13 protein-coding genes are annotated in these 13,745 nt (G+C 56.7%); 8 read left to right on the top strand and 5 right to left on the bottom strand.

All coding sequences use genetic code 11. The features are described 5' to 3' along the window. Positions 1–20: 20 nt before the first annotated feature. From CUN67_RS18985 to CUN67_RS18970, 4 genes are all read left to right on the top strand, one after another. The gene (locus CUN67_RS18985) at positions 21–1,229 is read left to right on the top strand and encodes an MFS transporter (RefSeq protein WP_208716819.1); all 1,209 of its coding nucleotides are present in this window, start codon (positions 21–23) and stop codon (positions 1,227–1,229) included. Between the two features lie 53 nt (positions 1,230–1,282). Continuing rightward, positions 1,283–2,626, top strand: coding sequence for a cation:proton antiporter (locus CUN67_RS18980; RefSeq protein ID WP_208716818.1), 1,344 nt, complete (start codon positions 1,283–1,285; stop codon positions 2,624–2,626). Positions 2,627–2,658: 32 nt separating this feature from the next. Next, positions 2,659–3,006 (top strand): hypothetical protein, encoded by a 348-nt coding sequence (locus tag CUN67_RS18975; protein WP_208716817.1) that lies wholly within the window; start codon positions 2,659–2,661, stop codon positions 3,004–3,006. A gap of 174 nt (positions 3,007–3,180) precedes the next feature. Next, complete coding sequence (locus CUN67_RS18970; RefSeq protein WP_208717272.1) at positions 3,181–4,077, top strand: alpha/beta hydrolase; 897 nt, start codon at positions 3,181–3,183, stop codon at positions 4,075–4,077. Positions 4,078–4,085: 8 nt separating this feature from the next. Here the strand turns inward: CUN67_RS18970 and CUN67_RS18965 are convergent, their stop codons facing one another. Further along, positions 4,086–5,000 carry a bestrophin family protein gene (locus CUN67_RS18965; RefSeq protein ID WP_208716816.1) on the bottom strand — a complete coding sequence of 305 codons (915 nt, stop codon included), beginning with the start codon at positions 4,998–5,000 and terminating at the stop codon, positions 4,086–4,088. 238 nt (positions 5,001–5,238) lie between these two features. Here CUN67_RS18965 and CUN67_RS18960 point away from each other — a divergent pair, with 238 nt between their 5' ends. Further along, complete coding sequence (locus CUN67_RS18960) at positions 5,239–5,883, top strand: hydrolase (protein ID WP_208716815.1); 645 nt, start codon at positions 5,239–5,241, stop codon at positions 5,881–5,883. Here the strand turns inward: CUN67_RS18960 and CUN67_RS18955 are convergent. Then, positions 5,871–6,773 (bottom strand): LysR family transcriptional regulator, encoded by a 903-nt coding sequence (locus CUN67_RS18955; protein ID WP_208716814.1) that lies wholly within the window; start codon positions 6,771–6,773, stop codon positions 5,871–5,873. The two genes, CUN67_RS18960 and CUN67_RS18955, sit on opposite strands and share 13 nt — an antisense overlap. 95 nt (positions 6,774–6,868) lie before the next feature. Between CUN67_RS18955 and CUN67_RS18950 the strand changes: the two genes are divergently transcribed. From CUN67_RS18950 to CUN67_RS18940, 3 genes are all read left to right on the top strand, one after another. Next, positions 6,869–7,690 carry an SDR family oxidoreductase gene (locus tag CUN67_RS18950; RefSeq protein ID WP_208717271.1) on the top strand — a complete coding sequence of 274 codons (822 nt, stop codon included), beginning with the start codon at positions 6,869–6,871 and terminating at the stop codon, positions 7,688–7,690. Positions 7,691–7,735: 45 nt separating this feature from the next. Beyond that, a complete protein-coding gene (locus CUN67_RS18945) occupies positions 7,736–8,872 on the top strand; it encodes an epoxide hydrolase family protein (protein WP_208716813.1) in 1,137 nt (378 codons plus the stop codon). 71 nt (positions 8,873–8,943) lie between these two features. Further along, positions 8,944–9,960: a zinc-dependent alcohol dehydrogenase family protein gene (locus CUN67_RS18940; protein ID WP_208716812.1), complete on the top strand. Its 1,017-nt coding sequence runs from the start codon at positions 8,944–8,946 to the stop codon at positions 9,958–9,960. Positions 9,961–10,050: 90 nt separating this feature from the next. Here the strand turns inward: CUN67_RS18940 and CUN67_RS18935 are convergent, their stop codons facing one another. The 3 genes from CUN67_RS18935 to gorA form a co-directional block, all read right to left on the bottom strand. Beyond that, positions 10,051–10,830, bottom strand: coding sequence for an L-threonylcarbamoyladenylate synthase (locus tag CUN67_RS18935; RefSeq protein ID WP_084877658.1), 780 nt, complete (start codon positions 10,828–10,830; stop codon positions 10,051–10,053). A 321-nt stretch (positions 10,831–11,151) separates the two neighbouring features. Next, positions 11,152–12,084: a nucleoside recognition domain-containing protein gene (locus CUN67_RS18930; protein WP_208716811.1), complete on the bottom strand. Its 933-nt coding sequence runs from the start codon at positions 12,082–12,084 to the stop codon at positions 11,152–11,154. A 298-nt stretch (positions 12,085–12,382) separates the two neighbouring features. Further along, positions 12,383–13,735, bottom strand: a complete 1,353-nt coding sequence (gene gorA / locus CUN67_RS18925) for a glutathione-disulfide reductase (protein WP_208716810.1) — start codon at positions 13,733–13,735, stop codon at positions 12,383–12,385. Positions 13,736–13,745 lie beyond the last annotated feature (10 nt).

Below are 13,745 nucleotides of genomic sequence, written 5' to 3'. Positions count from 1 at the left end.
TTTCACGGGGAGAAATGAATATGTCTGCCATGACGCAATCTTCAGAACGGGTCACTGAATCACTACCCGCACCGCTGGTCTTCACACTGGCGGCGGGCGCAGGTCTCAGTGTCGCGTCGATTTACTACAGCCAGCCGATGCTGGATATCATCAGCAAACAATTTAATGCCAGCATTGGCAGCGTCGGCATGGTACCGATGCTGACGCAGGCCGGTTATGCGCTCGGCATCCTGCTGCTGGCACCGCTGGGTGACCGCCACGATCGCCGCACCATCATCCTGATTAAAGGTTTGCTGCTGGTGGCGGCGCTGTTGCTGTGTGGCTTCTCCGGCGGCCTGAATGCGCTGCTGATCGCCAGCTTTGTCACCGGCTTAACCGCCACCGTGGCGCAGGATATCGTTCCGGCATCGGCCGCGCTGGCACCGGAACGCAGCCGGGGGAAAACCGTTGGCACGGTGATGACCGGCCTGTTGGTCGGCATTTTGCTCTCCAGGGTGGTCAGTGGGGTGGTGGCTGAATATTTCGGCTGGCGCACCATGTATCTGGTGGCGGCGGGGGCGGTGTTGCTGATCAGTCTGGCGCTGTGGCGTGTGCTGCCCCGTTTCCAGCCAGGCACGTCGGTGAGCTATCCGCGTCTGCTGTTGTCGCTGGCGCATCTGTGGCAGCACCACCAGACACTGCGTCGTGCGGCGCTGGCCCAGGGCTTGCTGTCGGTAGGTTTTAGCGCCTTCTGGTCAACCCTGGCGCTGATGCTGAGCGATCGTTTCCATCTCGATAGCGCCGTGGCGGGAGCATTCGGCCTCGCCGGTGCCGCCGGTGCGCTGGCTGCACCACTGGCGGGCAGTTTTGCCGACCGCATTGGTCCGGCACGTGTCACCCAGTACGGCGCCACGCTGGTGATGGTGTCCTTTGCGCTGATGTTTCTGCTGCCGGTGTTGCCGGTATCCGCCCAGCTTGGGCTGATTATCATCAGTACCGTGGGCTTTGATTTAGGGGTACAGGCGACGCTGGTGGCGCATCAGACGCTGGTCTACAGCCTGGCACCGGAAGCGCGTAGCCGCCTGAATGCTCTGATGTTCACCGTGGTGTTTATCGGTATGGCAACCGGTGCCGCGCTGGGCAGCCTGGCGCTGGCCCACTGGGGCTGGACCGGCGTGGTTGCGTTGTCTACCCTGGCTGCGGCGCTGAGCCTGATGATTCGCCTGGCGAGCCGTCACCTGAAAAACTGATTGTCATATCCTGTGCCAGGCTTAAAGAAGATCCCTGATAAAAACGGAGCGTTATGGATTTTCTTGCCTGGACGGCAGCAACCGGTGGTTTGTTGCTGCTAATGTCACTGGCTTCCGGCTGGATTCACCGGGGGCCAGTGACGTCATTTGGTCTTTACCTGTTTGCGGGTGTCCTTTGCGGCCCGTGGATGCTCAATCTGCTGCAAATCGATATTCTCGGGCACGCTGATCTCGCCGCCCACATCACCGAAATCACTATGGCCGCCTCGCTGTTTATCACCGGCCTTAAGCTGCGTCTGCCGTTGCGCGCCCATGCCTGGCGGGTGGGGGTGCGGCTGGCGTTTCCGGCGATGTTGCTCACCGTAGCGGGCATGACCTTGCTGGTGCGCTGGCTGACCGGTTTTGACTGGCCGCTGGCGCTGGCCTTTGCCGCGATTGTCGCGCCTACCGACCCGGTGCTCGCCAGCCTGATTTCCGTCAACGACGCGCGTGACGACGACGCACTGCGCGTGGCGCTTTCCAGCGAAGCCGGGATGAATGATGGCTCGGCGCTGCCATTGTTGATGCTGGCGCTGCTGATGCTGCATCATCCCGCGCTCACCTTGACCGATATTAGCCTGTGGGCCGCCAGAGATGCCGTCTGGGCGATGGGGGGTGGGATGGTTATCGGTTATGTCATTGGCCGCGTAATCGGCCAGCTGGCGACCCATCTGCGCAGCGCTCATCAGGATGTGGCACCGAATGATATTCTCGCGCTGGCCCTGATTGCCCTGAGCTATGCGGCGGCGCAGTCACTCGATGCCTCCGGCTTTCTGGCCACCTTCGCGGCGGGCGTGGGTTTACGCCGTGCCGAGCTGCGGGTGGTGAAGCGTTTTCCCCCGCAGGATGTGCCGGAAGAGGAGCATCTGCTACCGGCTGAAGCACGCGTCAATCCTAACCAGCGGCTGGCCCACGGTGGCAGCGGCATGGTGAAATCGGTGGGGTTGGTGGTCGGTGATGCGCTGTCGTTTGGTGATACTATCGAGCGCCTGCTGGCGGCGGCGATGATGGTGGTGCTGGGCGTGACGCTGGCGCACCACTGGAATCTGACCGGCATTGGCCTGGCGATGCTGTTGTTTGTGCTGGTGCGGCCACTGGCGGTGTGGATCACCACGCTGGGCTGTGGCCTGCCATTCGCACGGCGTTTGCTGATTGGCTGGCTGGGGATTCGCGGCATCGGCAGTATCAATTATATTGCTTACGCCTGGGTGCACGGTATGCACGGCCCACAGGCAGAACAGATGGCGGATATGGCGTTGACGTTAGTGGTGTGCAGCATTGTGTTGCATGGCGTAACGGTGACGCCGTTGCTTAACTGGCGTGCGGCCCGTCAGGCTTCACGCACGCAACACGACTGACTACGATTTTCTGGAAACAACAGGAGCCTGTTATGAAAGTTTTATTACTTGCCCTTTTCGGGCTTTCGCTGTCGGCCAGCGCGCTGGCGGATGACGCAAACGCGGATAGCGAACAAAACGTCTATGCCAGCCAGCTGTGCCATCTGGTCAGCAATGAAAAAAGCACCGGAACCATGGACAGTTATGTGGCAAAAATGAAGTCACAAATGGCGGCCAGCCAGTCACCCTCGGCGTTAAGCCCAGCGGAATTTGATGAAGAGACGGCACAGGAAGTGATCAATGCCTGGCTGCAACTGGGTGACGATGAGCGCAGCCAGTTACGTCATAACCAGCAGCAATGCGAGCAAACGGTGATGACACAATTTCAGCAGGAAGATTAAATCTTTTTATCGTCCGCTTTAACCATAAAATACGCGCCTTTTTCGGCGCGTTTTTTTATAGCTTTTTTGTACAGATTGCGTACATAATCGCCAGCGTTTGGCATTGACCTTGCATCACCATAACGAGACACAGCCTGAAGGCTGTCCCTTTTCTGACAGTGGCTTCACAGCATGATGATAACGCGTCGCCGCCTTTTGCTGGCAACCGGGGCAACGGTACTTTCAATGACCACAGGCAAATTGTTTGCCCGTGATGACATTATTCCTCTCTGGCCGGACGATCCGCCCGGCGGCGGTGGCCCATCCGGTTTATTACGTATCAGCGCCAATGGTTCCTGGTCCAATGTTGTCTCACCGGCGATTCAGCGTTTTCGCCCGGAAAACCCCAATGGTGAAGCGGTGCTGATTGCCGCCGGTGGCGGGTATAAATGGATCGGCATGGGGCGTGAAGCCTGGCCGGTGGCACGCTGGCTCAACGCCAACGGCTACACCGCCTATGTGCTGAGCTATCGCTTACCGGGTGAGAAGTGGCAGGCGGGCCATCTGGCACCGTTGCAGGATGCGCAGCGTGCCATTCGGCTGGTGCGTTCGATGGAGCGCAAAGTTCATCTGCTGGGCTTTTCTGCCGGTGGGCATCTGCTGGGCATGGCGGCGGCGCGGCCTGATTTCGACTCGTATCCGGCACAGGACCCGCTCGATCAGGTGGTGCCGAAGGCGGATAGCGTCGGCCTGATCTATCCGGTCATCACGCTGGAAGCGCCATATCAACACACCACGACCCATTTAATGATGGTCGGTAACAACGCTACGCCAGCCGAAGAGGCTAACTGGTCGGTGCAGAATTATGTTACCCGCAACTACCCGCCGACTTTCCTGGCGCAGGCGGAAGACGATCACACCTCCAATCCACACAATACCGAACTGATGCGCGATACCTGCCGCCGTATGCGGGTGCCGGTGGAACTGATCGAGCTGAGCCGCGGTGGTCACGGTTTTGGCCTGGGTCAGGCGGGAACGCCAGCGGCCCTGTGGGATCAGGCTTATACGCGCTGGCTGGATCACCTGAGCTAATCGGCTGCCTACGTCAGATTAAAGTATTTATCCGGCTGCAACGGTTCCGGCAGCGGATCGCCATTCATTGACTTCAGGTTACGTTCAATCGCCACACAGATGGCATCCAGCGGCAGGTCGTTCGGCGCAGTGCCAAACGGGTCTTCCAGTTCTTCCGCCAGCGATTCCAGCGACAAAAAGGTGTAGGAGATAAACACCGACACCAGCGGCGTCATGGCGTGTAAATCCGACACCAGCGCAAACGGCAGCAGGGTACAGAACAGGTACACGGTACGATGCAGAATCAGGCTGTAGGCGAACGGAATCGGCGTGCCAGCGATACGATCGCAGCCCCCCAGCACGGTGGAAAGATGGTTCAGGTTTTCATCCATGCTCTGCCAGACAATGTCCGAGATATGTCCTTCATGCCGCTGTTGCGCCAGCCATTCCCCCATCCGCAGCAAAATCTGCGTAGTAGGTAGCGGATTGCTTAACACCTGATCACGGAAGCCTGGCGGCAGCGTGCGCTGCAAATCTGCGGTCGGGTCGGTATGACGCAGCTGATGCTTCATGCTCAGGTTGAAGGCGATTTGCAGATTGGCAAATTCACGCGCCTGCTCAAGGCTGAGGGTGGGGATGCTTTTCACCTGGCGCAGCAACGAACGCTGGGTAATCAGCAGCGTGCCCCACAGGGTGCGGGCTTCGGTAAAACGCGCATAGCTGGCGTTATTACGAAAGCCAAGGAAGATCGCGATCGACACACCAATCAGGCTGAAGGGCGCGGTGGTCAGATGGATGCCGAGGGTTTCATACCAGGGAAAACCGAGGATGGCGATTAACGACATCAGCAGGTTGAGTGATAAACGAAACAGAATGCTGGTAAGCACCGAACCGTGCCAGTCGAACAAGCGCAGGAACCAGTGCTGATGTGGGCGAACAATCATTTTTGCGATGGTGAGTTTTTGATTTTGTGATCACAGGTTACGCCTGTCTTCACTGACTGATCAACGCTGTTTCGTGGGTTTTCTTCGGTGTGAAGGGTGTTTTTTTCTGTTAAATCAATCTTCTAAAATCGTTTTGAACAACTTATAAAATTCTTTCCGTTATCTCTTCCGCGCGGCTTTTCTTAAAGTTCATCTCAACGACACAACACATAAAACCCATACCGCTGAGGAAATAACCATGTCTAAACTTGACCTGCTCGACCCGCAAAACTCTACCCTGATCTTCATCGACCACCAGCCGCAGATGGCGTTCGGCGTGGCCAATATTGATCGCCAGCAGCTCAAAAATAACACCGTTGCCCTGGCAAAAGCGGGCAAGATTTTCGACGTGCCGGTGATTTACACCTCGGTGGAAACCGAAAGCTTTAGCGGCTACATCTGGCCGGAACTGCTGGCGGTGCACCCGGAAGCGAAGCCGATTGAGCGCACATCAATGAACTCCTGGGAAGATGCAAAATTCGTCGAAGCGGTGGAAAAAACCGGTCGTAAAAAGCTGATTATCTCTGCCCTGTGGACGGAAGTTTGTCTGACGTTCCCGGCGCTGATGGCGCTGAAAGCCGGTTATGAAGTGTATGTGGTGACAGATACCTCAGGTGGCACCAGCGTTGATGCCCATGAACGTTCGGTACAGCGGATGGTGCAGGCGGGTGCCGTACCGGTGACCTGGCAGCAGGTGCTGCTGGAGTACCAGCGCGACTGGTCACGTAAAGAGACTTACGATGCGGTGATGGATCTGGTGCGCGAGCACAGCGGTGCCTACGGTATGGGTGTCGATTATGCTTACACCATGGTACACAAAGCCCCGCAACGTCAGGCTTTATAGGGTAAAAGGGTTTTCAGGGCATCGATAAACAGCCGCAACGCCATCGACTGATGGCGGTTAGGCGGGAACCATAAGGCGATGCCCGCCGACTGCACCCGCCACTCAGCCAGCAGTTCCACCAGCTGGCCGCTTTCCAGTCCCTTGCTGGCATAGGGCAGGGGCAGATAAGCAATCCCCAGATGATGGATGGCCGCTTCGGCCATCAATGCATTGCTGTCCAGCGTAAGCGAACCCGGCACATCAATTTCCAGCGCCTCGTCCTGACGTTGATACTCCCAGCGATAGCGTTTACCGCCCGGCAACCGTTGCCGGATACATTGCTGCTGGTGCAAATCCAGCGGGTGATGTAAGGGCGGATGCCCGGCGAGATAAGCCTTTGATGCCACGGTGACAAAGGTCAGCGGACCTCCCATCGGTATCGCCACCATATCCTGCGGTACATCCTCAATCAGCCGGATACCGGCATCAAATCCTGCTGCGGTGATATCCACCAACGCACCCTGCGCGGCCAGATCCAGTTCGATATCGGGATATTGTGCGCTGAAGGTCGGAATGACCCGGGTCAGCAGCAAACTGATCGCCGCATCGCTGGCGCTGATGCGCAGCGTGCCGTAATGCTGCTGGCGGTGGGCGCTGACATCATTCAGCACCTCATCCATCTCGTCGAGTAACGGGGCCAGCCGCGTCAGCAACTGCTGGCCCGCCTCGGTCAGCGCTACGCTACGCGTTGTGCGCTGAAACAATTGCACGCCGAGATTGTGTTCCAGCCCTTTTACCAGATGGCTAAGCGAGGAGCGTTTCAGGCCAAGCCTTTCGGCGGCATGACGAAAGCTGCGTTGTTCTGCCAGCGTCTTAATGGCCTGTAACTCATGCCAGGAAGGTCGTCTCATTGGTGGTTTTTCCTCACCAGGTCATGCGTGATTAGGGAGATTATGACCACCAGTAAAGCGATCTACTATCAGGTTTTCAACCGGAGGAAACGATGATGAAAACCTGGTTAATTACCGGAGCCAGCAATGGGCTGGGCCGACTGATGAGTGAACGTTTACTGGCGCGTGGCGATACGATCATTGCCTGTGTCCGCCGCAGCGCGGCGATGGATGATCCGCAACAACGCTACGGCGCACGGTTGCAGGTAGTCACCCTCGATCTGGCGCAGACAGCCACCATTGCGCCCGCTGTGGCCCAGGCCTTTGCCGCGGTGGAACGTATCGACGTGGTGGTCAGCAATGCCGCCTATGGCCTGTTTGGTGCGGCTGAGGAGTTGAGTGATGCGCAGATTGAGCGTCAAATTGCTACCAATCTTACCGGCTCCATCCAGCTGATTCGCGCCGTGATCCCGTTGCTGCGTCAGCAGGGCGGCGGGCGTATTGCGCAGTTATCGTCGGAAGGCGGGCAGGTGGCTTATCCCAACTTCAGTCTCTACCACGCCACCAAATGGGGCATTGAAGGATTTGTTGAGGCGGTGCGCCAGGAAGTGGCGAACTTTGGCATCGACTTTTTGCTGGTCGAACCCGGCCCGACCGCGACCAACTTCGGTGCGGGTCTCGATGTGGCTGAGGCACTGGATTGCTACCGCGATACCGCCTCGGGCGAGTTACGCCGCATGCTGCTGTCGGGGGAGTTCGCTATCCTCGGTGACGCGGAGAAATGTGTCAGTGCGATGATCACCACCCTTGAGCAACCGAAGATGCCGCTGCGGCTGGCGCTGGGCAGCACCGCGTATCAGCATATCGATGCGGCGTTACAAAGCCGCCTGGTGGAATTGCATGGACAGAAGGCGCTGGCCTATGGCGCAGATGCCTGATCAGGCTACAGTAGAGGCAGCGTCTGCTTAAACTGAGGAGTGGTTATGTCTGTGCAATCGTTTCAGATTGATATCGCGCAGTCGCAGTTAGATGACCTGGAGTGGCGGTTGCGCCAGACGCGCTGGGCGGCACCGCTACCGGGCGCAGCATGGCAAAAAGGCACCGCCATTGATGAGCTGAAAGCGCTGGTGGATTACTGGCTGCACCAGTATGACTGGCGCAAGCAGGAGCATGAACTCAATCAGCTGGCGCATTTTTACTGGCAGCAGGGCGAAACGCCGGTGCATTTTATTCATCAACGTGGCAACGGGCCAAATCCGCTGCCGCTGCTGCTGACCCACGGCTGGCCCGATTCGTTTCTGCGTTACCAGAAAATCATCCCCCTGCTGACCGACCCAGCGCGTTTTGGCGGTCAGCCCGAGGATGCGTTCGACGTTATCGTGCCGTCGCTGCCGGGCTTTGCCTTCTCTCCCTGTCCGCCGCAGGGGATACACAACGCGCAAATTGCTGACCTGTGGGCGCAGTTGATGACGGAGCTGGGCTATGCGCGCTTCGCTGCTGCTGGCGGGGATATCGGCTCTGGCGTGACGCGTTATCTGGCTGTGCAGCATCCTGACAGGCTGGTGGGGATTCACCTTACCGATGTCGGGCTGATACGCCCGCTGATGCAGGCGACAGGCGACGATCTCACTGACGAAGCGCGTGATTATCAGGCGGTGGCGCTGAAGTGGATTGCCCAGGAAGGGGCTTATATGGCGCTGCAATCGACCAAGCCGCAAACCCTGGCGTTCGCGCTCAATGATTCGCCGGTCGGACTGGCAAGCTGGATTATGGAAAAATTCCGCAGCTGGGGCGATTGCCAGGGCGATCTGTTCGGCCACTTTAGCAAGGATGAGTTGCTCAATAACATCATGCTGTACTGGCTCACCGGCAGCATCGGCAGTTCGGCCAACCTTTACTATGAGAACAGCCATTCGCTGCCGCCGATGAGCGATATTCGCGTGCCGACCGGGCTGGCGCGTTTTCCTCATGATCTGGTACCACCACCACGGCGCTGGGCGGAGCAGCATCTTAATATTCAGCAGTGGACTGAGATGCCGCGCGGCGGGCATTTCACCGCGATGGAAGAACCGGAGCTGCTGGCGCAGGAGATCAGAACTTTTTATCGCGCGCTGCGCTAAGCACCATCGGCGAAGGCAGCGATTCGCCATCGCTGCCACACTTACTTTTTTGCTGATGAGGATGACAGACAATGCAAGCGATGATCTTAAAAAGCCCTGGCGGGCTGGAGAATTTGCAGCTGGTGGATCTGGCGGATCCGGGTAAGCCGGGGCCGGGTGAGATCCGGGTGGCGATCCACGCCACCTCCCTGAATTTTCACGATCTGCTGGTGGCAAAAGGATCCATTCCCACTGCCGATGGCCGCATTATGATGGCGGACGGTGCCGGTGTGGTGGAAGAAGTCGGTGCGGGTGTCAGTGAATTTAAGGCTGGCGACCATGTGGTGTCCGGCTTCTTTCCGCAGTGGCAGGATGGTTTGCCTGAGCAGCAGGTCGGCAATTTCACCCAAACCCCTGGCGATGGTGCCCACGGCTTTGCCGCCGAAGTGGTGGTGCGTCCGGCCAGCCATTTTACCCTCGCGCCTCGTGGCTGGCGTCATGCCGAAGCAGCCACCATCACCACCTCCGGTCTGACGGCCTGGCGGGCGCTGGTGGGTGATGCGCAGATCAAAGCAGGCGATACCATTCTGACGCTCGGTACGGGTGGCGTTTCCATCACCGCGCTGCAAATCGCCAAAAGCATGGGTGCGCGGGTGATTGTGACCTCATCCTCGGATGAAAAGCTGGAGCATGCGCGTGAGCTGGGGGCTGATGAGGTGATTAACTACCGCAGCACACCCGAGTGGGGCAAAGCGGTGCAGCAGCTGACCGGGGGTAAAGGCGCGGATGTGGTGATTGAGCTGGGCGGGCCTGGCACCATGGCGCAATCCATTGAGGCGGTACGTGTCGGTGGACATATTGCCTTAATCGGCGTGCTGACCGGCTTTGAAGGGGTGATCCCGACAGCCGGGTTGATGGCTAAGCAGGCGCGGATACAGGGCCTGGTCGTCGGTCATCGTCGCCAGCAGCAGGATTTTGTCCGTGCGCTGGAGCAGACCGGGATTCGCCCGGTGATCAGCGATAGTTTTGGTGCACTGAGTGATTTACCGGCGGCGTTCCGCCATCAGGAAAATGCCGGACACTTCGGCAAGATTACGGTGGAATGGTAAGGGGTCGCTTTCAGGTGCGCATGAATGCGCACCCTACGGTTGTAGGGTCGGCATTTATGCCGACCTGGTTAAAACTGGATTGTCAGGAACTCAATAATAATCGCCGTGGCGGTAATCCCATGACGGGAAAATATCCGACAGCAGCGACATGATCTTATCAACATCAAGACCTTTGCGGATCAGCACCGGACAGGGTGTGATTTTACGCTCGCCTTTTTGTTCCGGGATCAAACGGCCTTCACTATCCACCATTGACACCATCACACCCTGCTCATAACGCACTTTATTTTCGTCGTTTGGCTGAATGGATTTCACGTAATCGTTGGCGGCAATAATTAAATCAGCACGGGATTCAATACGTTCGCCAATACCTTCCACCAGACCGCGGTTGCCCTGACCCGATGGATTTGCGGAGCTGGCAAAGGAGAATTTACCGTGCTTTTCCCACAATTCTTTTGCCAGTATTTCGCCCGGCTTGCCAAACTTAATCACGAAGCAGCTGGTCTGGCGACCATCCATCATGAGTTCTTTGGAACCGTCGTCAGGAATACGTGATAACGCCTCTTCACGCCATGGCAAAATGCAGCCCAGCAGAATATCCTGATCCCAATGACGTTGATACAGTTCGTCAATTTCCGGGTTGAGTTGAGCCAGCGAGCGCAGCTGTTCCAGCGAGCCGCACAGCACCACGCCGGGCTTGTTACGCTTGCGGTTCTTCGCTTCAAACTTGCGTTCAAGGCCAGCTTTATCTGAGGTCATGATAATGTAGCCGACTTTGGTCGGGCTGACGATCATGCCGCCCTCTTTGGCCAGAATGTCGATGGCTTCGTGTTGCAAACCGCCATTCCAGGTTATTTTCTTACCGTTCATGGATCTACCCTATCTTGGTGTTCAATTAGACGCGCAGGAATATTACCTGCGATAAAATTAAGGGATTAGGTAATTAACCTGATATTTCCCTGATATGTATGGAGACATATTCCCTTTGCAATAAAACCTTCGTAGTTATGAGGGTTAATTACATATGCCGTGATGATGTTCCTCAGATAATAATACTAAAAATATCAGAAGTGCAATCGATGAAAATAACAATGGAATTGAAAGGGTTAATCTTAAATAACGCCTGAAAATTATGGTGTTATTTTAAGAAGTAAAAACGCTAAACAGATTGTTACCTGTTTAGCGCAATATTTAGAAAAGGAGGCTATGCGAAACGGCGCGCAGGGCGATGCCCAGCAGTATGCCCGGTACAGCAAAACGAAACAGGCGCGGGAAACGGCTGGAAAGCCCAAGGAAAATCCCGATGCCGGGCAGGTCAAAGGTCTGAATCAGCAGGCCCGCAGAGGCGTTAATATTATGGGCGCTGTACAGGCCTTTGGCGATCAGGTCAGATACCACACCGTAATAAGCGGTACCACCGGCCAGGCATTTGGTGAGCGCAGGCAGAATGTAGACCTCGGAAATGTTGAGCCGCACCAGAACTGGCGAGAGCATCCGGCTCAGCAACTCGACACCTCCCGCCTCTTTCAGTATGCCAACCACGGATAACGAGAGGATCAGCATCGGCAGCGAACCCAGCGCCAGGCGAATCGCATCGGAACCGGCGTTATTAATGATAGTAATCAGACCGGGCTTCGCCTCGCTATGGCTGATCCCTTCGTCTTCATCACGCAGTGCTATGCCCGACAGTTTACGGCCAAACAGGTGATAAGTGCTGGCCGCCGCCAGTATGCCGCCACAAATGGAGATCAGAATCGCCGCCCCCCAATGCAAGCCAGCGGGAATCAGGGGATAAAAGGCGTTAGCCTGACCCATGGCAAATAACATCGCCAGCGTGGCGGCCATATGTCGATCGGAGGTGCCGCGTTTTTCCATGATGGCCAGTGCAGCCAGCGGTGCGGCAAAACTGACAAAATTGAGTTGAATGAGGGCAAATAACGCCAGCCCGGTAATGCCCAGCGGTTTTAATAACGGCGTGGTATGACGCACAATAAAATCAAGTACGCCTTTGGCCTCCAGATATTTCATCACACATAGCATGACCACCATGATGGGAATCAACGTATACAGCGCAACATCCACCGAGGCTTTGCCCGCTGACATAATGATGCTGATAATATTCATGCCCGATCCTTACTGCCTGACCACCGACGCGCAAAACAGAGATTCACGCCAGCCTCCCTCATTTAAGTTGTGAGTTATCCGTAACGGCGCGATGTATCGCGCTTATCTCAGGCCATTTGCAACATGCTGAAACCCGCGCGATAAATCGCGCCGCTACCAAAATGCCAGCGCACCCGCGTCAGCAAAGGGGGAAATGTTATCCCTGTCAGAGGGGATTGAGTAGTGAATAAACAGGTTTTTATCTTGCAGGAAATGGGAGGGGGAGGAGCCAGCATGTAATAACATGCTGGCCTGATAATTAACGCATCGTCACAAATTCTTCTGCCGCCGTTGGGTGGATAGCGACGGTATTATCAAAGTCTTTTTTGGTGGCACCCATTTTCAGCGCGACCGCAAAGCCCTGCAGCATTTCATCCATACCGAAACCAATGCCGTGAATACCGACGATTTTCTCTTCCGCACCGACACATACCAGCTTCATGCGGCACGGCTGGCGATGCTGGGTGACGGCGGTGTACATGGCGGTGAAGGCAGATTTATACACCTTCACCTGGTCGTCTCCGTACTGCTCGCGCGCCTCGGGTTCCGTCAGGCCGACGGTGCCAATCGGCGGGTGGCTGAACACCACGGTCGGGATGTTGCTGTAATCCAGATGCTCGTCCGGCTTGTTGTTAAACAGACGCTCTGACAGGCGACGGCCCGCAGCGACCGCGACTGGCGTCAGCTCCACCGCACCGGTGTTATCACCCACCGCGTAAATGCCCGGCACGCTGGTGTTCTGGAACTTATCGACCTTGATATAGCCTTTTTCATCCAGCGCCACACCGGTGACGGCCAGATTGAAGTTGTCATTGGCGGGTTCACGACCAATCGCCCACACCAGGCAATCCACGGTCTGCGCGTGACCGTTTTCCAGTTGCAGCGTCAGGCTGCCGTCGGCGTTTTTGATCACCGCTTGCGGGATGGAGTCGGTATGCAATGACGGGCCTTCAGCCTGCATCACTTCCACCAGCGTATCGGTGATCAGCGGATCAAAGCTGCGCAGCGGCGCGTGTTTACGCACAAACAAATGGGTTTCCGCGCCGAGTGCGTTGACCACACCGGCCAGTTCAACGGCGATATAGCCAGCACCGACTACCGCAACGCGCTTCGGCAGGGCGTCCAGTTCGAAGAAGCCGTCAGAATCGATACCGTATTCTGCACCAGGGATGTGCGGGTGGCTCGGACGGCCACCGGTGGCAATCAGAATATGATCGGCGGTGATGGTTTCGCCGTTCACTTCTACCGTGTGCGCATCAACAAAACGTGCGAATCCTTTAATGACTTCCACGTTGTTTTTGCCCAGCACGTTGTCGTAAGAGGTGTGGATACGATCGATATAGGCGCTGCGATTTTTCACCAGCGTTGACCAATCGAAACGGTTTACCGTGGTGTCGAAACCATAATCCGGGCCATAAAGATGGATAGCTTCAGCGATTTGCGCCGCATGCCACATGATCTTTTTCGGTACGCAGCCAACGTTGACACAGGTGCCCCCCAGCTCTTTGGCTTCAATCAGGGCGCATTTCTGGCCGTGCATCGCCGCGCGATTAATTGAGGCGATACCGCCGCTGCCGCCACCAATGGCAAGGTAGTCAAAATGTCTGGTCATCAGATGTGTC

It is taken from the genome of Pantoea cypripedii, from assembly GCF_011395035.1.
GTDB lineage: Bacteria > Pseudomonadota > Gammaproteobacteria > Enterobacterales > Enterobacteriaceae > Pantoea > Pantoea cypripedii_A.
Note: the sequence above shows the minus strand (reverse complement) of the source record. Positions and strands in the feature narration are given on the sequence as shown.

Excerpts from the sequence above, each read along its gene's own strand:
- CUN67_RS18985 (WP_208716819.1), top strand. The coding sequence starts at position 21 with ATGTCTGCCATGACGCAATCTTCAGAACGGGTCACTGAATCACTACCC.
- CUN67_RS18960 (WP_208716815.1), top strand. The coding sequence starts at position 5,239 with ATGTCTAAACTTGACCTGCTCGACCCGCAAAACTCTACCCTGATCTTC.
- CUN67_RS18955 (WP_208716814.1), bottom strand. The coding sequence starts at position 6,773 with ATGAGACGACCTTCCTGGCATGAGTTACAGGCCATTAAGACGCTGGCA.
- CUN67_RS18940 (WP_208716812.1), top strand. The coding sequence starts at position 8,944 with ATGCAAGCGATGATCTTAAAAAGCCCTGGCGGGCTGGAGAATTTGCAG.
- CUN67_RS18975 (WP_208716817.1), top strand. The coding sequence starts at position 2,659 with ATGAAAGTTTTATTACTTGCCCTTTTCGGGCTTTCGCTGTCGGCCAGC.
- CUN67_RS18970 (WP_208717272.1), top strand. The coding sequence starts at position 3,181 with ATGATAACGCGTCGCCGCCTTTTGCTGGCAACCGGGGCAACGGTACTT.
- CUN67_RS18965 (WP_208716816.1), bottom strand. The coding sequence starts at position 5,000 with ATGATTGTTCGCCCACATCAGCACTGGTTCCTGCGCTTGTTCGACTGG.
- CUN67_RS18935 (WP_084877658.1), bottom strand. The coding sequence starts at position 10,830 with ATGAACGGTAAGAAAATAACCTGGAATGGCGGTTTGCAACACGAAGCC.
- CUN67_RS18945 (WP_208716813.1), top strand. The coding sequence starts at position 7,736 with ATGTCTGTGCAATCGTTTCAGATTGATATCGCGCAGTCGCAGTTAGAT.
- CUN67_RS18930 (WP_208716811.1), bottom strand. The coding sequence starts at position 12,084 with ATGAATATTATCAGCATCATTATGTCAGCGGGCAAAGCCTCGGTGGAT.
- CUN67_RS18950 (WP_208717271.1), top strand. The coding sequence starts at position 6,869 with ATGAAAACCTGGTTAATTACCGGAGCCAGCAATGGGCTGGGCCGACTG.
- CUN67_RS18980 (WP_208716818.1), top strand. The coding sequence starts at position 1,283 with ATGGATTTTCTTGCCTGGACGGCAGCAACCGGTGGTTTGTTGCTGCTA.
- gorA (WP_208716810.1), bottom strand. The coding sequence starts at position 13,735 with ATGACCAGACATTTTGACTACCTTGCCATTGGTGGCGGCAGCGGCGGT.